The sequence below is a fragment of the Geodermatophilus obscurus genome (assembly GCF_900143215.1).
Taxonomy (GTDB): Bacteria; Actinomycetota; Actinomycetes; order Mycobacteriales; family Geodermatophilaceae; genus Geodermatophilus; species Geodermatophilus obscurus_A.
Map to the genome: position 1 here is coordinate 18,137 of NZ_FRDM01000025.1, position 18,383 is coordinate 36,519.

15 protein-coding genes are annotated in these 18,383 nt (G+C 74.7%); 7 read left to right on the forward strand and 8 right to left on the reverse strand.

Translation table 11 applies throughout. The features are described 5' to 3' along the window. Positions 1–38 precede the first annotated feature (38 nt). The 5 genes from BUB17_RS18430 to BUB17_RS18450 all read right to left on the reverse strand — a co-directional run bounded on the left by BUB17_RS18430 (position 39) and on the right by BUB17_RS18450 (position 4,827). Positions 39–860: a DUF1028 domain-containing protein gene (locus BUB17_RS18430; RefSeq protein WP_072920148.1), complete on the reverse strand. Its 822-nt coding sequence runs from the start codon at positions 858–860 to the stop codon at positions 39–41. A gap of 61 nt (positions 861–921) precedes the next feature. Further along, positions 922–1,590, reverse strand: a complete 669-nt coding sequence (locus tag BUB17_RS18435; protein WP_072920149.1) for a 3-oxoacid CoA-transferase subunit B — start codon at positions 1,588–1,590, stop codon at positions 922–924. Beyond that, complete coding sequence (locus BUB17_RS18440) at positions 1,587–2,396, reverse strand: CoA transferase subunit A (protein ID WP_072920150.1); 810 nt, start codon at positions 2,394–2,396, stop codon at positions 1,587–1,589. The genes BUB17_RS18435 and BUB17_RS18440 overlap by 4 nt, the downstream gene beginning before the upstream one ends. Positions 2,397–2,438: 42 nt before the next feature. Next, on the reverse strand, positions 2,439–3,224 hold the full coding sequence (locus BUB17_RS18445; RefSeq protein ID WP_072920151.1) for a TIGR03089 family protein: 786 nt from the start codon (positions 3,222–3,224) through the stop codon (positions 2,439–2,441). Between the two features lie 28 nt (positions 3,225–3,252). Continuing rightward, complete coding sequence (locus BUB17_RS18450; RefSeq protein ID WP_072920152.1) at positions 3,253–4,827, reverse strand: LCP family protein; 1,575 nt, start codon at positions 4,825–4,827, stop codon at positions 3,253–3,255. A gap of 237 nt (positions 4,828–5,064) precedes the next feature. Here BUB17_RS18450 and BUB17_RS18455 point away from each other — a divergent pair, with 237 nt between their 5' ends. Together BUB17_RS18455 and neuC are read left to right on the forward strand one after the other, a co-directional pair. After that, a complete protein-coding gene (locus tag BUB17_RS18455; RefSeq protein WP_072920174.1) occupies positions 5,065–6,114 on the forward strand; it encodes an N-acetylneuraminate synthase family protein in 1,050 nt (349 codons plus the stop codon). Positions 6,115–6,211: 97 nt separating this feature from the next. Further along, positions 6,212–7,369, forward strand: a complete 1,158-nt coding sequence (neuC, locus tag BUB17_RS18460) for a UDP-N-acetylglucosamine 2-epimerase (protein ID WP_072920153.1) — start codon at positions 6,212–6,214, stop codon at positions 7,367–7,369. Here neuC and BUB17_RS18465 read toward each other — a convergent pair. After that, positions 7,366–8,058, reverse strand: a complete 693-nt coding sequence (locus tag BUB17_RS18465; RefSeq protein ID WP_175561414.1) for an acylneuraminate cytidylyltransferase family protein — start codon at positions 8,056–8,058, stop codon at positions 7,366–7,368. The genes neuC and BUB17_RS18465 overlap by 4 nt on opposite strands. An 83-nt stretch (positions 8,059–8,141) precedes the next feature. On the opposite strand from BUB17_RS18465, the gene rfbB reads away from it, so the two are divergent. The 5 genes from rfbB (at position 8,142) to BUB17_RS26255 (ending at position 16,819) form a co-directional block, all read left to right on the forward strand. Beyond that, positions 8,142–9,149, forward strand: a complete 1,008-nt coding sequence (gene rfbB / locus BUB17_RS18470) for a dTDP-glucose 4,6-dehydratase (RefSeq protein WP_072920154.1) — start codon at positions 8,142–8,144, stop codon at positions 9,147–9,149. Continuing rightward, positions 9,146–10,042 carry a dTDP-4-dehydrorhamnose reductase gene (rfbD, locus tag BUB17_RS18475; RefSeq protein ID WP_072920176.1) on the forward strand — a complete coding sequence of 299 codons (897 nt, stop codon included), beginning with the start codon at positions 9,146–9,148 and terminating at the stop codon, positions 10,040–10,042. Before rfbB ends, rfbD begins: the two co-directional genes overlap by 4 nt. 170 nt (positions 10,043–10,212) lie before the next feature. Then, the gene (locus BUB17_RS18480) at positions 10,213–13,161 is read left to right on the forward strand and encodes an N-acetylmuramoyl-L-alanine amidase (RefSeq protein WP_244277363.1); all 2,949 of its coding nucleotides are present in this window, start codon (positions 10,213–10,215) and stop codon (positions 13,159–13,161) included. Between the two features lie 215 nt (positions 13,162–13,376). Next, entirely contained in the window at positions 13,377–13,931 is a 555-nt protein-coding gene (locus BUB17_RS18485) for a hypothetical protein (RefSeq protein WP_072920155.1), read from the forward strand. Continuing rightward, positions 13,928–16,819: an LGFP repeat-containing protein gene (locus BUB17_RS26255; RefSeq protein WP_072920156.1), complete on the forward strand. Its 2,892-nt coding sequence runs from the start codon at positions 13,928–13,930 to the stop codon at positions 16,817–16,819. Before BUB17_RS18485 ends, BUB17_RS26255 begins: the two co-directional genes overlap by 4 nt. A 67-nt stretch (positions 16,820–16,886) precedes the next feature. On the opposite strand, the gene BUB17_RS18495 is transcribed toward BUB17_RS26255, so the two are convergent. Together BUB17_RS18495 and BUB17_RS18500 are read right to left on the reverse strand one after the other, a co-directional pair. Beyond that, complete coding sequence (locus tag BUB17_RS18495; protein ID WP_072920157.1) at positions 16,887–17,468, reverse strand: hypothetical protein; 582 nt, start codon at positions 17,466–17,468, stop codon at positions 16,887–16,889. Then, the gene (locus BUB17_RS18500) at positions 17,465–18,151 is read right to left on the reverse strand and encodes a hypothetical protein (RefSeq protein ID WP_141243088.1); all 687 of its coding nucleotides are present in this window, start codon (positions 18,149–18,151) and stop codon (positions 17,465–17,467) included. Before BUB17_RS18500 ends, BUB17_RS18495 begins: the two co-directional genes overlap by 4 nt. Positions 18,152–18,383 lie beyond the last annotated feature (232 nt).

The following is an 18,383-nucleotide window of genomic DNA, read 5'->3' on the forward strand; positions in this document are numbered from 1 at the left end:
TCGCGGCCAGCCGCCCGGACCGGGCGGCTCCCCGCGGGTCACTCCAGCAGGCGGGAGACCCCTGCCAGCCGCGCGTCGCCGGCCATCGCGGCCAGCCACGCCGACCAGCCGGGCCGGGTCCGCATCTCCTCCAGCGCGGCCCGGACCGCGGTCCGGTCACCGCGCTGCGAGGCGGCCAGCGCTGCGTAGAGGTCACGGGCGCCCTCGGGGGCGAACAGCGCGAGGGTCTCGTAGTCGCGCTCGTCGTAGGCGCGCTGCAGGTTGCGCAGCATCCGCAGCTGCGCCACCGGGTCGCCCGAGTCGTCGACCCGCAGGTCCATCCGCACGCCGTCGTCCTCGTCGCTGGCCGGCGTCCCGCTGACCACCAGCAGGGCCGCGGACTGCCGGCCGCGGACGTCCCCGCCGGCATCCTGACCGGCGGTCAGCGCCGCCAGCAGCCGGTCGGGCAGGTCGCCGCGGGCGGCGGTGAAGGCCTGCACCATCGCCGGCAACACCTCCGGCGAGGCGAGCATGTTGCCCTGCACGCTCAGCTGCTCGCCGAGCAGGTGGCCGCTGACCGGTAACGAGCCGCGCCCGGTGTCGGCGGCCACCCGGCCGGTGGCGTCGAGGACGGCGATCTGCCGGTCGACGTCCTCGGCCGCGTGCGCCGCCGCTCGCACCAGGTCGGCCGGGTCGGCGCCGTCGGCGAGGCCGGCCAGCAGCGAGTGGCCCAGCCCGCGCCGGCTGCGCGCCTGGACGGCGACCACCCCGACGCCGGGCCGGGCACTGGGCACCGCCCGGCCGACGGCGAGGATGCACGACGACACCGCGATGCCCAGCTCGCCGGTCGCCGGGTTCCGCGCGATGACGCTGAACGTCACGGCATCGCCCCGCCGGGGCTCGTCGACCCCGGAACGGGACGTGCTGTGTCCCCCGGGGACGTCACACAGCTGCCGGGAGCGGCATCTCGCGGACGTCGTCGGCGACGGTGAGCGGGGCGCCGGTCGCGGCCTGGACCTCCTCGACGCTCACGCCGGGCGCGGTCTCGCGGAGCACGAAGCCGGCGTCGGTGACGTCGACGACGGCCAGGTCGGTGACCACCCGGTTCACGCAGGACTTGCCGGTCAGCGGCAGGGTGCACTCCTCGACCAGCTTCGCGGACCCGTCGCGGGCGACGTGATCCATCATGATGATCACCTTGCGGGCGCCGTGGACGAGGTCCATCGCACCGCCCATGCCGTTGACCATCTTCCCCGGGATCAGCCAGTTGGCCAGGTCCCCGCGGGGGTTGACCTGCATCGCGCCGAGCACGGCCACGTCGAGGTGCTGGCCGCGGATCATCCCGAAGGACAGCGACGAGTCGAAGAACGAGGATCCGGGCAGGATCGTGACGGTCTCCTTGCCGGCGTTGATCAGGTCCGGGTCCTCCTCGCCCTCGAAGGGGTAGGGGCCCACGCCGAGGATGCCGTTCTCCGAGTGCAGCACGACGTGCACGTCGTCGGGGATGAAGTTCGGCACCAGCGTCGGCATCCCGATGCCGAGGTTGACGTACTGGCCGTCCTCCAGCTCGAGGGCCACCCGGGCGGCGAGCTGGTCACGGGTCAGGCTCATCGGGCATCCCCTTCGGTGGCCTCGTCGCCGGCGGCGGCCGGCGCGGCGGAGCGGTCGGTGCGCGGGCGGGTGGTGCGGTACTCGATCCCCTTGCCCTCCAGGCCGACGACGACCACCCGGTTGACGAAGACCCCGGGCAGGTGCACGTCCTCGGGCCGGATCTCGCCGGGCTCGACGAGCTCCTCGACCTCGGCGATGGTGACCCGTCCGGCCATGCCGGCCAGCGGGTTGAAGTTGCGCGCGGACTCGTGGAACACCAGGTTGCCGTGCCGGTCGCCGACCGCGGCGCGGACCAGGCCGAAGTCGGCGGTCAGCGCGGTCTCCAGCACGTACTGCCGGCCGTCGAACTCCCGGATCTCCTTGGGGCGGGAGGTCTGCACGACGTTGCCCTCGGCGTCGTAGTGCACCGGGATGCCGCCGTCGGCGACCATCGTGCCCACCCCGGTGGGGGTGTAGAAGGCCGGGATGCCGGTGCCGCCGGCCCGCAGCCGCTCGGCCAGCGTGCCCTGCGGGGTCAGCTCCACCGACAGCTGGCCGGACAGGTAGAGGCGGGCGAGCTCCTTGTTGCCGCCGACGAACGAGCTGATCGTCCGGGTGATGCGCCCGGCATACAGCAGCACGCCGAGGGCCTGGTCGTCGACGCCGCAGTTGTTGCTGATCGTCGTCAACCCGGACGCGCCCTGCTCGAGCAGCGCGTCGATCAGCTTGATGGGCACGCCGCACAAGCCGAATCCGCCGACGGCGAGCACGGCGCCGTCCCTGATGTCCGCGACCGCCTCAGCGGTGCTGCCGACCACCTTGTCCATGCAGAAACACCGTCCGTCCGTCCGGGCGGCTGGGCGGCTGCGTCAGGCAGGACGGCCCAGCTCGCGGATGCCGTCGATCGTGCGGCCGAGCGTAGCGGTGACCCTCTCGGCGGAGGCGCGGCCCGGCAGCAGCGAGGGGTCGGGGGAGCGGACCAGCACGATCGACGCGCCGGCGGTCAGCGGCGCGAGCAGCCACGCCACCGGCCCGGCTTCCGCGGCGGTGCGGTCGTCGACCAGCACCCGGTCACCCTCGACCAGGCCCAGCCGCCCCGCGAGCTCGCGCGCGGTGTCGACCAGACCGCCGAGGGTCAGCTCCAGCCCGCCCAGCAGCAGGCCGGGGGCGGCGGGGTCGGGTCGCTGCCACGGGGTGAAGACGTCGCCGTGCCCGCGGACCTCGAGGGCGAAGTCGCGCGCCGGGCCGGCGTACCCGGTCATCCCCATCCCCAGCGGGTGCAGGGAGAGGCCGAGCAGCTCGGGCAGCTCCTGCTCCTCGAGCGACGGGAGGCGGTCCTGCGCGGCGAGCACGACGTCGGCGTCGTCGAGCCGGCCGTCGTCCTCGGCCGCGGTGTCGAGCACCGTGGCCCCGCAGCTCCACACCCCCAGCAGCACCGCCGCGGTCTGCCAGTGCACCGGCAGCGCCACGGCGACCGTGCTGCCGCCGGTGACGTCGAACTCGTCCTGCAGCAGGTTCGCCGTCTTGGCGACCCAGTTGGCCAGGGTGGCTGCCGACAGCTCGACCCGGCCCCCGCCGAGGTCGTCGTAGGAGGTCAGCAGCGGCGCCGCCGGTGCGCGACGCAGCGTCGCGGCGAGCAGGTCGGCGGGGGTCATGCCTCCAGCTTCCCAGGAGGGTCCTTCTTCAGTTGATGCAGCCGGTGTCCGCCGCGGTGCGGGCGTCCTCGCCCTCGACCGGCGCCGAGGGGACGGCCGGGTCGACGGCCTGGCCGACCGCGTTGAAGTCCGTGCCGAGCACCAGTTGCACGGTGCCGGAGACGGCGTCCGCGCTCTCCTCGACGACCGCGCCCGGCACGGCCGCGGCCAGCGTGGCGGCCAGGGCCTCGTCGCCGGCGGCGTACCGGACCAGCGTGGTGTCGTGGCCGGAGGAGCCGGCGTTGCCGGTCGTGCCGACGACGAAGCCGGCCGTCTCCAGCGCACCGGCGGCCTTGGCCGCCAGCCCGGAGGTGCCCGAGCCGTTGAGGACGTCGACGGTCACCGCGGAGGGCGCGACCGGCTCCGGCGCGGCGGGCGTGGCCTCGGCCGGCGCCGCGGGCTCGGCCGACAGGTCGGCGAAGAACTCGTGGAGGGTGTCCTCGTCCTCGAGCTGGATGATCGAGCGGTCCTGCTCGTCGCGGTCGGTGCCGACGTAGGGGATGGTCTGGAACTCGATGCTGCCGGCGGTCACCGACTGCATCTGCTCGGCCAGCTGGAACAGGTCCAGGCCCTGGTCGATGGTGAGCGACTGGGACGCCGCCTCGGTCAGCTCGCGCTGCTTGCCGAGGTCGAGCAGGACGTCCTCGGAGAGCATCTTGCGCAGCACGCCGGCGATGAAGACCTGCTGGCGGACGATCCGGTCGAAGTCGCCGCGGGGCAGGCCGTGCCGCTGGCGGACGAACTTCAGCGCGTCGGCGCCGCTGATCGTCTGGATGCCGGCGTCGAACACCGCGCCGGACCACTCGGAGTCATCGACGGCCTCGCACAGGTTGACCTCGACCCCGCCGACGACGGAGCTGAGGTTGAAGAAGCCGAGCAGGTCGACCTCGGCGTAGTGGTCGATCTGCAGGCCGGTCAGCCGGCTGATCGTCTGCACCAGCAGCTGGGCGCCGCCGGCCTGCCGGACCTCCTCGGACGCGCTCGCCGGGGTCTCGGCGTAGCCGTAGGCGTAGGCGGCGTTGAGCTTGTCCTTCCCGTAGCCGGGGATCTGCACGTAGGAGTCGCGGGGGAAGGAGACGAAGGAGGCGCGCGACCCGTCGGCCGGGACGTGCACCAGGATCATCGTGTCGGTGTTGATGCCGGAGTCGCTGCCCGCGTTGAGGCTGGCCAGCTGGTCCTCGGTGAGGTTGGCGCGGCTGTCGTTGCCGACCAGCAGCAGGTTCATCGCCTCGGGCGCGTCGCCGGTGCCCTCGTTGCCGTCGGTGGGGATGGCGTCGGTGCGGTTGACCGTGGCCTCGGCGACCTGACCCAGGTACCAGCCCCAGCCGGACCCGGCGAGCAGGACGACCGAGAGGACCCCGGCGACGACGCGCGCCGCGGTGGCCGCGCGGCCGGTGCGCCGACGGGGCGCCGGACCCTCCGCGTCGACCGCGTCGACCGCGTCGGCGGCCTGGTGCCGGGAGCGGGCCCGCCCCGAGCCGGCGCGGCCCGCCCGCGGGTCCAGGCGCGCCGGGAGCTGCCGGTCGCCACCCCCTGCGGGGGACCCGGGGTTCTCTCGTCTCACAGGGGGCGTCCTTCCCTCGTGCTCGTCCGCGCGGACACGACGCCGATCCGTCGTGACCGGGGCCGGCCTCGGTCAGCCGCCGTGGCGGCGGGCGTCGACCCGGAGGCTGAGGCGATGCTAGGTCGCCGCGGCCGCCATCGGCTCGCGTGCCGTGACGAAACGGGACACGTGTGACGAGCGGTGCTGGGGCGACGCCGTGGTCGCGGACGGCGGGGGGTGGACTCGTACCGTGGCGGCATGACGAACACCCCGGGGACCCTGTCCGTCGGCACCCGCCGGGTCGGTCCCGGCGAGCGTCCGCTCGTGATCGCCGAGCTCGGCATCAACCACGACGGCGACCTCGAGCGGATGCACCGCATGATCGACGACGCTGCCGACGCCGGGGTCGAGTGCGTCAAGTTCCAGTCGCACGTGGTCGAGGACGAGATGATCCCCAACGACGTCGTGCCCGGGAACGCCGACGAGTCGATCTACGGGATGATGCAGCGCTGCGCGCTCTCGGCGGGCGAGGAGCGCGAGGTGTTCGCCCACGCGCACGAGCGCGGCATGCTGGCGCTGTCCACGCCGTTCAGCCGGGCCGCGGCCGACCGGCTGGCCGGGCTCGACGTCCCGGCGTTCAAGATCGGCTCAGGGGAGTGCAACAACTACCCGCTGGTCCGGCACATCGCCTCGTTCGGCAAGCCGGTGCTGCTGAGCACCGGGATGAACGACGTCAGCACCATCCGCCCGTCGGTGGAGCTGCTGCGCGCCAGCGGGGTGCCGTTCGCGCTGATGCACTGCACGAGCATGTACCCCACCCCGCCGGAGAAGGTCCGCCTCGGGGGGATCACCGAGCTGGGGGAGGCCTTCCCCGACGCCGTCCTGGGCCTGTCCGACCACACCACCTCGATCTACGCCTGCCTCGGCGCGGTCGCCGTCGGCGCCAGCGTGCTCGAGCGGCACTTCACCTCGGACCTGTCCTGGAGCGGGCCGGACATCCCGATCTCCAGCACCCCGGAGGAGTTCGCCCGGCTCATCGAGGGCGCCGACCTGCTCGGCCTGGCCCGCGGCGGCCGCAAGGAGATCCTCCCCGAGGAGCAGCCCACCATCGACTTCGCCTACGCCTGCGTCGTGACCACCAAGCCGGTCGCCGCCGGCGAGGAGTTCACCGTCGACAACCTGTGGGTGAAGCGCCCGGGCACCGGCGAGGTCGTGGCCAAGCACTACGACGACGTCCTCGGCCGGCGGGCCGGCCGGGACCTGTCCGCCGACGTGCAGGTGGCGTGGGCCGACCTGGCAGAAGCGTGACGGAGCTGGCGAGGTCACCCAGGTGCACAGCACGGCTCGCCGCGCGGTCGGCGAGCTGGGGGCACCTCCCGCTCGCGGGGGGCAGCGAGGAGGACGCGTGACGGCTCCGGGGCGGCCCCGCCGCGTCGTCGGCCTCACCGGCACGCGCGCGGACTTCGGCAAGATGCGCGACGTCTACCTGGGGCTGCAGGAGGCCCGGGGCCTCGAGTTCTCGCTCGTGGTCACCGGCATGCACCTGCTGCACCGCTACGGGTACACCCTGCGCGAGATCGAGCGGGCGGGGCTGCGACACCTGCACCACGTGCCGAACCAGGTCGAGGACGAGCCGATGGCCCTGGTGCTGGCCAACAGCATCAACTCGATCGCCCGGCTGCTGCTCGCCGAGTCCGCGGACATGGTGCTGGTGCACGGGGACCGGGTCGAGGCGCTGGCCGGCGCGCTCGCCGGCAGCCTCACCAACACCCGCGTCGCGCACGTCGAGGGCGGCGAGGTCTCCGGGACCATCGACGACGCCATCCGGCACTCGCTGAGCAAGCACGCCCACGTGCACTTCGTCGCCAACGACCACGCCCGGGCCCGGCTGCTGCAGCTGGGGGAGGAGGCCGACCGCGTGCTGGTCGTCGGCAGCCCCGAGGCCGACGCGCTCGCGGTCGCGGCGGACTCGGACCTGGCCCCGGTGCGCGAGCACTACGGCACGCCGGCCCCGCCCTACGGCGTGCTGGCCCTGCACCCGGTGACCACCGAGCTCGACCTCAACCGGCGGCACGCCGAGGCGGTCGTCGACGGCGTCCTCGCCGCCGGGGGCTCCTGGGTGGTCATCGACCCCAACAACGACGAGGGCACGCACGACGTCCGGGCCGCGCTCGAGCGGCTCGACGACCGCCCGGGCGTCGTCCGGCTGCCGTCCATGCGCTTCCCCGCCTACCTGACGCTGGTCCGCCACGCCGAGGTCGTCGTCGGCAACTCCAGCAGCGGCGTCCGGGAGGCGCCGGTGCTCGGCACGCCGTCGGTCGACGTCGGGTCACGTCAGACCGACCGCTCCCCGGCCGCCTCGGTGCGGCACGTGCCGGCCGTGGCCCAGGAGGTGGCCGGCGCGATCGAGGCCGCGCGGGCCGCGGGCCGCAGCCGGCCGGAGGAGCACTTCGGCTCCGTCGGCGCCGCCGGGCGGATCGTCGAGGCGGTCTGCGGGGACGACGTGTGGGCCCTGGGGTTGCAGAAGCGCTTCGTCGACCGGCCGCTGGCCGAGGGCGTCTAGCCCTCCAGCAGGGCGCACGCGGCGGCGAGGTCCGCGGCGGTGTCGACGTCGAGGCTGCGCTCCTCGGGCATCTCGACCACCGCGAGCGGTGGCACCAGGACGGCTCCGGCCGCAGCCATGTCCCCGGCGGCGGTGACGTAGACCGCGCCGTTCGGGCGCAGCGCGCGGGGCAGCTGCTGGCGCGGTGCCTCGAGGTCGGCCCAGGTGCGCACCGGGGACGCCGTCCCCGCGTCGTCGACGAGCAGCTGCTTGAGCGGGTGGTGGGCGACCGCGCAGCCGGTCAGCGTGCTGCCCACGTCGCCGGCCGCGTGCCGGTCCAGGACGGCGCGCACGTCGTCACCGGTGCGCAGCGGCGAGGTGGGCTGCAGCAGCAGCACGAGGGTGTCCGCGGGCAGCGCCAGCGTGCGAACGGCGTGCAGGACGGCGTCCACCGTGCGGCTGTCACCGGTGGCCAGCTCGGCCGGCCGGTCGACGACCGTGCACCCGAGATCCCGGGCCTCGGCCGCGATGGCGGCGCCGTCGGTGGTGACGACGACCTCGGTCACGCCGGCGTCGCGGGCGGCGCGGACGGCGTGGCCGACGAGGGAGAGCCCGCCGATCCGGGCGAGGTTCTTGCCGGGCAGGCCCTGCGAGCCGGCGCGGGCGGGGACGACGGCGACCACCCGCGGTGCGTTCCCCGGAGCCGGCACGCAGGCGACGCTAACAGCGCTCCGCGACACGCCTCACTCCGCCGGAGGATGCTCCGGCGGCACCCGGGCGGGAGGATCGGCGCATGCGCGTCCTCGTCACCGGGGGAGCGGGCTTCATCGGCTCGCACTACGTCCGGACTCTCCTCACCGGCGGCTACCCCGGGTTCGAGGACGCCGAGGTGACCGTCTTCGACAAGCTCACCTACGCCGGCAACCTCGCCAACCTGGCCCCGGTGGCCGACTCGCCGCGGTACCGCTTCGTGCGCGGCGACATCTGCAGCGCCGCCGACCTCGACGCCGCGCTGCCCGGTCATGACGTCGTCGTCAACTTCGCCGCCGAGTCGCACGTCGACCGCTCGATCACCGGTGCCTCGGAGTTCGTGCTGACCAACGTGCTGGGCGCCCAGCAGGCCTTCGAGGCCTGCCTGCGGCACGGCGTCCGCCGGGTCGTGCACGTCTCCACCGACGAGGTCTACGGCTCCATCGACGAGGGCTCGTGGACCGAGGACCACCTGCTCGAGCCCAACTCGCCGTACTCGGCGGCCAAGGCCGGCGGTGACCTGATCGCCCGCGCGTACGCGACGACCTACGGGCTGGACATCTCGATCACCCGGTGCAGCAACAACTACGGGCCCTACCACTTCCCCGAGAAGGTCATCCCGCTGTTCGTCACCAACCTGCTCGACGGGCACAAGGTGCCGCTGTACGGCGAGGGCGCCAACGTGCGCGACTGGCTGTTCGTCGACGACCACTGCCGGGGCGTCCAGCTGGTGCTGGAGCACGGGCGGCCCGGCGAGTTCTACAACATCGGCGGCGGCCGCGAGCTGTCCAACCGGGAGCTGACCGAGAAGCTGCTCGAGGCCACCGGCCGCGACTGGAGCTACGTGGAGAACATCGTCGACCCGCGCGGCGGCGGCCACGACCTGCGCTACTCGGTCGACTACTCCAAGACCGCCGCGCTCGGCTACGCGCCCCGGACGAGCTTCGAGGACGGGCTCGCCCGCACCGTGCAGTGGTACCGGGACAACCGGGCCTGGTGGGAGCCGCTCAAGGCCGGGCTCGCCGGCACGGCGGCTCCCGCCCGGGCATGACCGGGCCCGACTCCCCGATCGCCTGGCTGGTCACCGGCGCCCGTGGGCAGCTCGGCGGCGACCTGCTCGCCGTCCTGGCCGGCCGGCCCGGGGACTCCGTCACCGCGCTCGGGCGTGCCGAGCTCGACCTGACCGACGAGCGGCAGGTGCGCGACGTCGTCCGCCGCTGGCTGGACGGCGTCCGCGGAGCCCGTCCCGTCGTCCTCAACGCCGCCGCCTACACCGCCGTCGACGCTGCGGAGACCGACGAGGACACCGCGCTGCTGGTCAACGGCCGCGCCCCCGGCTGGCTGGCCGAGGAGCTCGCCGGACGCGGGCGGCTGGTGCACGTCTCGACCGACTACGTCTTCGACGGGGAGGCGGGCGAGCCCTATCCGGTGGACGCCCCGGTGGCGCCGCGCTCGGCCTACGGCCGGACCAAGGCGGCGGGGGAGCGCGCGGTCGCGGCCGCCGGCGGCGACGCCACCGTCGTCCGCACCGCGTGGGTGTACGGCGCGCACGGCGGCAACTTCGTGCGCACCATGGCCGGCCGCGCCCTCGACGGCGCCCCGGTCTCGGTGGTCGACGACCAGATCGGCTCGCCGACGTGGGCCGCCGACCTGGCCACCGGCCTGGTGGCGCTCGGCGCCCGCCCGGGGCCGGTGCCGCCGGTGCTGCACCGCACCGACGCCGGCGCGGTCAGCTGGTACGGGCTGGCGCGCGCCGTCTACGAGGAGGTCGGCGCCGACCCGGCCCTGGTGGCACCGACGACGACCGCGGCGTTCCCGCGCCCCGCACCGCGCCCGGCGTGGTCGGTGCTCGACGGCAGCGCGTGGCTGGCCACCGGCCTGCCGGCCCCGCGGCCGTGGCGGACCGCGCTGCACCTCGCGCTGCAGGGGTGGCCGGCCCGCTGACCTCGGTGGTCGGTGGGACCGGAGTGGCCAGCGGGTCGGCACGAACGGGTCCTCCCGCATGTCGCGGCCGCTTCGGCTCAAGACCGACGGGGTGCCCGCCGATGCTCTCCGTGGACAGATGCGCCCGGCTGCAGGGGTGCAGCCGCCACGCTCCACCGGAGGACCAACCCGTGCGTCGCCTGCTCGCCGGAACCACCGCCTTCGTCGCCCTGACCGGCGTCGTCCTGGTGCTGCCCGTCTACTCCGAGCCGACCCCCGAGGCCGTGCCCGTCGAGACGTCGGTCCAGGAGGTGGCGATGGGGTCGGTCAGCGACCCCGCGCCTGCGGCCGAAGTGCAGGCGGGCACCACCGACCCGGTCGCCGGGGCGCCCGACGCCGTTCCGACGCTCTCGGCGAGCGCCACCGACGTGGCGGAGTTCTCCCTCGTCGGCGTCACGTGGGCCTTCGACCCGGCGGTGACCGACACCGTCGTGCAGGTGCGGGTGCGCGACCTCGCCGGGACCTGGGGGCCGTGGACGGAGGTCAGCGCGGAGGCGGCCGAGCAGGAGACCGGGACCGACACCGGCACCCCCGTCCGCGGCGGGACGGCGCCGCTGTGGACCGGGCCGGCGGACGCGGTGGAGGCCGAGCTGGTGACCCGGTCGGGCGCCCAGCCCACCGACGTGCAGCTGGACCTCGTCGACCCGGGCGAGAGCGCGGCCGACGCCTCCCTCGACGACCCCGACATCACCGAGACCGCCGACGCGGCCGTGGCGATGCCGCCGGTCTTCTCCCGGGCGCAGTGGGGCGCCGACGAGCGGATCATGGGCTGGGCTCCGCAGTACGCCAGCACCATCAAGGCCGCGACGCTGCACCACACCGCCGGTTCCAACAACTACACCGCCGACCAGGTGCCGGCGATCCTGCGCTCGACGTACACGTACCACGCGCAGAGCCTGGGCTGGGGCGACATCGGCTACAACGTCCTCGTCGACAAGTTCGGCCGGCTCTGGGAGGGCCGCTCCGGCGGCCTGGCCAGCACGGTGGTCGGCGCGCATGCCGGCGGCTTCAACACCTCGACCTTCGGGGTGTCGATGATGGGCAACTACGACGTCGTCGACACGCCCCAGGCGATGATCGACTCGGTCGCGGCGATCATCGGCTGGAAGTTCTCGCTGTACGGCGTCAACCCCAGGGGGACGACGACGCTCACCTCGGGCGGCACCGACAAGTACGCCGCCGGCGCCCGGGTCACGCTGCCGACCGTCTTCGGGCACCGCGACACCAAGGGCACCGCGTGCCCGGGGAGGTACGGCTACGCGCGACTGGGCGAGATCCGCGACAAGGTCGCCGCCCGGATGGCGAACAGCAAGTCGCCGATCGCCACCCGGTACGACTCCGACGCCGGTCTGCGGGCCTGGCTGGGCGCGCCGGTGGGCGGCGAGCAGTCGGCGGCCGGCGTCAGCTGGCAGGTCTACGCCAACGGCGCGCGGCTGTACTCCTCCCCGGTGGGCGGCGTCCGGCTGGTGCTCGGCGGCATCCTCGAGCGGTACCTGGCGGCCGGCGGGCCCGCCGTCCTCGGCCCGCCGATCACCGACGACGCGCAGACCCCCGGGGGCCGCGGTGCGTTCGTCCGCTTCCAGCACGGCGACGTCTACTGGTCCCCGGCGACCGGCTCCCAGCTGGTGCGGGGCGACATCCTGGGCGCCTGGCTCGCCACCGGCGGCGCGACCGGGGGTCTGGGCTTCCCGACCACCAGCGACGCGCGGACGCCCGAGGGGCGCGGCTACTTCGTGCGGTTCCAGGGCGGGGACATCTACTGGTCGCCGACGACCGGTGCCCGCGTGGTCGTCGGCTCGATCCGGGAGACCTGGCTGGCCGCCGGCGGGTCGACGGGCTTCCTCGGTTTCCCGACGACGAGCGACACGCCCGCCGGCCCGGGCGCCTACGTCCGCTTCCAGGGGGGCGAGGTGCTGTGGTCGCCGACGACGGGGACCCGGATCGTGCGCGGCGACATCCTCGACGCCTACCGGGCCGCCGGCGGGCCCACCGGGGGCCTGGGCTTCCCGACGACGAGCGACGCGCCGACGCCGGAGGGCCGCGGCTACTTCGTGCGCTTCCAGCGCGGCGACATCTACTGGTCGCCGGCCACCGGTGCGCGCACCGTCCTCGGCTCGATCAAGGAGACCTGGCTGGCCGCGGGCGGTCCCGGGGGCTACCTCGGCTTCCCCACGACCAGCGACACTCCCGTCCCGGGCAAGGGCGCCTACGTCCGCTTCCAGGGCGGCGACGTCTACTGGTCGCCCACGACCGGGACCCGGATCGTCCGGGGCGAGATCCTGAACTCCTGGCTGGCCGCCGGTGGCGCGACCGGCTACCTCGGCTTCCCGACGACGAGCGACGCGCCGACCGCCGACGGCCGCGGCTACTTCGTGCGCTTCCAGGGCGGCGACGTGTACTGGTCGGCAGCGACCGGCCCCCGCATCGTGCGGGGCGGCATCCTGGCCGCCTGGTTGGCGACCGGCGGAGCGACCGGCCCGCTGGGCTTCCCGACGACGAGCGACGCGCCGACCGCCGACGGCCGCGGTGCCTTCGTGCGCTTCCAGGGCGGCGACGTCTACTGGTCGCCCACGACCGGGACGCAGGTGGTGCGCGGCTCGATCCTGTCCACCTGGCTCGCCGCCGGCGGCGCGACCGGCCCGCTGGGGTTCCCGACCACCAGCGACGCGAAGACAGCTGACGGCCGCGGCTACGTCGTGCGGTTCCAGGGCGGCGACGTCTACTGGTCGCCCACGACGGGGCCGCAGGTGGTGCGCGGGTCGATCCTGTCCACCTGGCTCGCCGCCGGCGGCGCGACCGGCCCGCTGGGGTTCCCGACCACCAGCGACGCCAGGACTGCCGACGGCCGCGGCTACGTCGTGCGGTTCCAGGGCGGCGACGTGTACTGGTCGCCGGCCACCGGCACCCAGGTGGTGTCCGGCGCGATGGCGCGGACCTACTGGGAGCGGAGCGGCAGCTCCTCGACGCTGGGCTTCCCGACCCGGTCGAGCTATCCCGTCCCCGGCGGTCTGCGCACGGACTTCGAGCGCGGCTGGATGACGTGGAACGCCACCAGCGGGGCCGTGGCCGTGTCGCAGTGACCACACGTGGCGCAGGACCCGCGTCGCTCCCCGCCGCGGGTCATCACGCCTCGTAGCGTCCCGGACACGGATGCTGACATGCGTCCGCGATCACCGGGCGAGGGGCACCGCTGTCCCCGCCCGGACGCCGATGAGCGACCCGGCCGTGGGTCGACCTGGGGGTGCCCTTGTCTCGCAAGACCCGTCGCAGCCGTCGTGGTCCCGTCCTGGTCCTCGTGACCCTGCTGGCCGCCGGCGCGTTCTGGTTCTGGACCCAGTCGGAGGACCCCGCACCGGCCGCCACCGGCACACCCGCGGCGGTCCCGACGTCGTCGAGTGCGCTGCCGCCGACCGCGTCCACGGCGACTCCGCCCGCGGCGACGAGGCCGACGGAGGACGACGGCGCGGTCGAGGAGGAGCCCGGCGAGGACGCGGCCGACGTGTCGCCGACGCCCACCGCCGCGCCGGAGGACGAGGCGGCCGACGGGCTCGCGACCGTGGCCGTCTCGCTGTCCTACACCGGCTACGACGCCGCCGCTGCGGCCGTGGTCGCCGGCGGGTACGCCGCCGGCGTCCTGGAGGAGGACGCCACCTGCACACTGGTCCTCCGCCGGGACGGCGTCGAGCTGCGGGGTGAGTCGCTCGGCACGGTGAACGTGACCACGACCGACTGCGGCGAGGTGCGGGTCGGTGGCGCCACGCTGACCTCCGGCACGTGGGAGGCGGTGCTCAGCTACACGTCGGACACGTCGGTCGGGGAGTCCGCGGCCGGCGAGGTGGTGGTCCCGTGAGGTCCCGCCTCCGGCTGATCACCACCGCTCTGGTCGGCCTCGGGCTGGCGTTCGCCTTCGTCGCCGGCTCCTCGCCGCAGCCCGCGGACCTGCACGAGTCAGCCGACCTGAGGCTGTTCGACCCGGGCAGCATCATCAGCGACGACCTGTTCTTCAACGGCGCGGCGATGAACGGGAGCGAGGTCCAGGCGTTCCTCGACGCCAAGGGTGTGAAGTGCCAACCGGCGGCCGACGGGTCCCCTTGTCTGAAGCACTACCGCCAGACCACGGGCGACCGGCCGGCGGACCAGTACTGCCGTGGGTACGCCGGCCGGCCTGACGAGAGCGCGGCCGACATCATCACCAAGGCCGGCGCGGCCTGCGGGATCAGCCAGCGGGTGCTGCTGGTGATGCTGCAGAAGGAGCAATCCCTGGTCACCGGGAGCGGGTCCGTCAAGCGCTACCGCGAGGCGATGGGGTACGCCTGCCCGGACAACGGCGGCTGCGATCCGGCTTACAACGGCTTCGCCAATCAGGTCTACAGCGCCGCCCGCCGGTACCAGGTCTACGCGAAGAACCCGACGAGCTATGCGCACCGCCCGGGGATGACCGTCCAGATCCGGTACTTCCCGGAGGGGACCACGCCGGAGAAGTTCAACTATCAGAGCCGGGACTGCGGCAAGGTCCCGGTCTACATCCGCAACCAGGCCACCGCAGGGCTGTACAACTACACGCCCTACGTGCCGAACCAAGCCGCGCTGAGCGCCGGTTACGGCACCGGCGACCGCTGCTCCACCTACGGCAACCGGAACTTCTTCCACTACTACGTCGACTGGTTCGGCAACACCCAGTCGGGCCCGTCGTCGGTCACCGAGAAGCATGCCCTGCTCAAGGCATCCGGCGTGGACCTGGGCGCGCCCACCACGGGGGTCATCTGCGACCTGCCCAACGGCGGCTGCCGGGGCAGCTGGCAGCACGGCACGATCTTCTGGTCGCAGTACACCGGCGCTCACGTGGTCCGCGGCGCGATCCTCCAGCACTTCCTCGCCCTCGGCGGGGTGCCCTTCCTCGGCTACCCCACGGGCGATGACACCGCGGCGCCGGTGAACCCCGGCTGGTTCACCGACTTCCAGGGCGGCGCGATCTACTGGTCGCAGGCCACCGGGGCGCGCGAGGTGCGCGGCAACCTGCTCGACACGTGGCGCGCCAAGGGCGCCCAGGCCGGCGTGCTCGGTTACCCGGTCGGCGGGGACGAGGCGGTCCCCGGTGGATTCCGCTCCCGCTTCCAGGGCGGGACGCTCTACTGGTCGGCACCCACCGGGGCGCGCATGCTGCGCGGCGCGATCCTCGCCCGGTACGAGGCCGCGGGCGGTCCCCGGGCGATCGGCTTCCCGACGACGGACGACGTCGGCGCGGCCGGCGGCGGTGCCAAGGCCGAGCTGCAGGGCGGGGCGATCTACTGGTCGTCGGCGACCGGGGCGCGAGTCGTGCGCGGCGCGATCCTGGCCCGGTGGCGGGCCTGGGGCGCGGAGTCCGGGGCGCTGGGCTACCCGACCGGCGACGACCAGGCGTACGCCTCCGGCTTCCGGACCACCTTCCGGGGCGGGCACGTGTACTGGTCGGGGTCGACCGGGGCGCACGTCATGCGCGGTGCCCTCCTCGACCGCTACCTCGCCCATGGCGGCGCACCCGTGCTCGGCTTCCCGACGACCGATGACGTCGGCGCGGCCGGCGGCGGCGCCAAGGCCGAGCTGCAGGGTGGCGCGATCTACTGGTCGCCGGCGACCGGGGCGCACGTCGTGCGCGGGGCGATCCTCGCGAGGTGGCGGGAATGGGGTGCCGAGGCGGGGGCGCTGGGCTACCCGACCGGGGACGACGCGGCCGGTCCGAACGGCGGGTACCTGACCACCTTCCGGGGCGGCACCGTCTGGTGGTCGCCGGGAGCCGGGGCCAAGGTGCTGCGCGGCGCGATCCTGGACCGCTACGTGGCCCACGGTGGCCCGCGCGTGCTGGGCTACCCGACCACGGATGACGTCGGCGCGGCCGGCGGCGGCGCCAAGGCCGAGCTGCAGGGCGGCGCGATCTACTGGTCACCGGCGACCGGGGCGCACGTCGTGCGCGGGGCGATCCTGGCCCGGTGGCGGGCCTGGGGCGCGGAGTCGGGGGTGCTGGGCTACCCGACCGGGGACGACGCGGTCGGCCCGAACGGCGGGTACCTGACCACCTTCCGCGGCGGCACCGTCTGGTGGTCCCCGGCCGCCGGCGCGAAGGTGATGCGCGGGGCCATCCTGCAGCGCTACCTCGACGGCGGGGGGCCGCAGGCGCTGGGCTACCCGACCACGGATGACGTCGGCGCGGCCGGCGGCGGCGCCAAGGCCGAGCTGCAGGGCGGGGCGATCTACTGGTCACCGGCGACCGGGGCGCGAGTCGTGCGCGGGGAGATCCTGGCGAAGTGGCGGCAGTGGGGCGCGGAGTCCGGGGTGCTGGGCTACCCGACCGGGGACGACGCGGCCGCGCCCGACGGCGGGTACCTGACGACGTTCCGCGGCGGCACCGTGTTCTGGTCGCCGGCCACCGGAGCGAAGGTGGTGCGCGGCGCCCTGCTCGAGCGGTACGTGACCGCGGGCGGCCCGCAGGAGCTGGGCTACCCGACCACGGATGACGTCGGCGCGGCCGGCGGCGGTGCCAAGGTCGAGCTGCAGGACGGGGCGATCTACTGGTCCCCGGCGACCGGCGCCCACGTGGTGACGGGCGAGGCCGCCGTCCACTACGTCGAGGTGGGCGAGACGACGTCCCCGCTCGGTTACCCGACCGCGGACACCGTCGAGACGTCCACGGGCACGCTCACCGAGTTCGAGCACGGCGAGATCGTCGTGGAGAACCGGGTGGCCAGCGCCCGCGTGCACTGACCGGTACGACGGCGGCGGCCGCCGGTCCCCAGGAGGGGGCCGGCGGCCGCCGTCGTGTGGGCCGGGGTCAGGCGGTGCCGGCGCCGTCGGAGCCCGTCGCGGGGCCGGGCCAGCGGGCGGCCTCCAGCTTGCGCAGCCGCTCCTCGTACAGCGCGATGCCGCTGAAGCGGACCCGGATCCGCTCGTGCTCGCGCACCACGTCGTCGAGCAGGCGGCGGGCTTCGGTCGTGTCCTCGGGGCCGCCGACCTCGACCGGCGTCTCCGCACGCTCCCGGTCGGCGATCCGCACCTCGAGGGCGGCCACGTGCGGCCCCAGCCGGTCGACGTCGAAGGAGACCCGGCCGTGGTGCTCCCACAGCTCGGCCAGCCCGCCGGACACGCGGCGCAGCTCGTCCTCGAGCCGGTGCACCTCGCCGGCGAGGGCGTCGCAGCGCTCGTCGACGGTGCGGCGGAGCGCGTCGAGGCCGGCCTGCAGCTCCGCCCGCAGCTCCGCCCGGACGTCGGTGCCGACGTGCTCGACGTGGTCGCGCACGTCCTGCAGGGCCGGATCGGTGCGGACGGCGACGACGGTGTCGAGCTTGCGCTGCACGCGCGCCCACACCGGGTTCACCCGGACCGCGACCGCCAGCCGGCGCAGGGGGCCGCTCACCGGAGGTACTCCGCGGTGCCGTCCTCGATCCAGCTGCGCAGCATGGTGGCCTCCGCGATGAGCTCGTGGTCCCCGGTCAGGACCGAGGCCCCGCCGTAGGCGTGGTCCCAGGTCGACTGCACCGGGGTCCAGATGAAGGAGAACCCGGCGAGCAGCAGCCGCGCGTCGGGGTAGAGCAGGCGCGCCAGCCAGGCCGCGACGGTGCCCGTCGTCGCCCACCGCGGCTGGGCCGGGTCGAAGCCGAGCGCGCGGGACAGCGGCTGGTGGACCTCGCGGTTGGGGATCGGCACCAGGCCGAGGTCCGGCGGCCACCAGGCGGGCAACCGCTCGACGTCGGCGTACATCATCCCGGGCTCGTTGTAGAGGTACAGCCGGGAGCGGTAGTCGGCGAAGACCCACGGCGTGGCCTCCAGGGCCCACTGCGTGACCACGACGTCGGCGCGGGTGCCCAGCCCCCGGGGCTGCTGCGGCCCGTCCAGGGCGAAGCCGTTCACGCGGAACACCAGGTCGGCCGCGTCGATGGCCGCGGCCCGCTCGGGGTCGGGGGGCACCGGGGCGTTGCCGACGACCGCGACGGTCTCGACGGGGGTGCGGCCGGCGTAGGCGTCGACCAGTCCGGCGACGACCTCCAGCCCGTTCGTCACGGGGGTCGGCGCTCCGACCTCGGGGTCTGCGACTGCCATCGCAGCGACGGTAGCAACCGGGGGTGGGACGGACTGGTTCCGCCGGGGTGGAGCGGCCCTCCTGGGAGGTTTGTGACGGATGGGGTCCCGTTCTGCCGGCCCTCCGGCCGTCAGGGGGCGGCGCGGCTATGCTGCGGTCATCGAAGCCGGTCGAGGGACGCGTGTCGCCGCCGTGACCGGTGGGTGGTCCACGCCCGGTCGACCGCCGCGCGACCCGGACCCGTCATGCCGT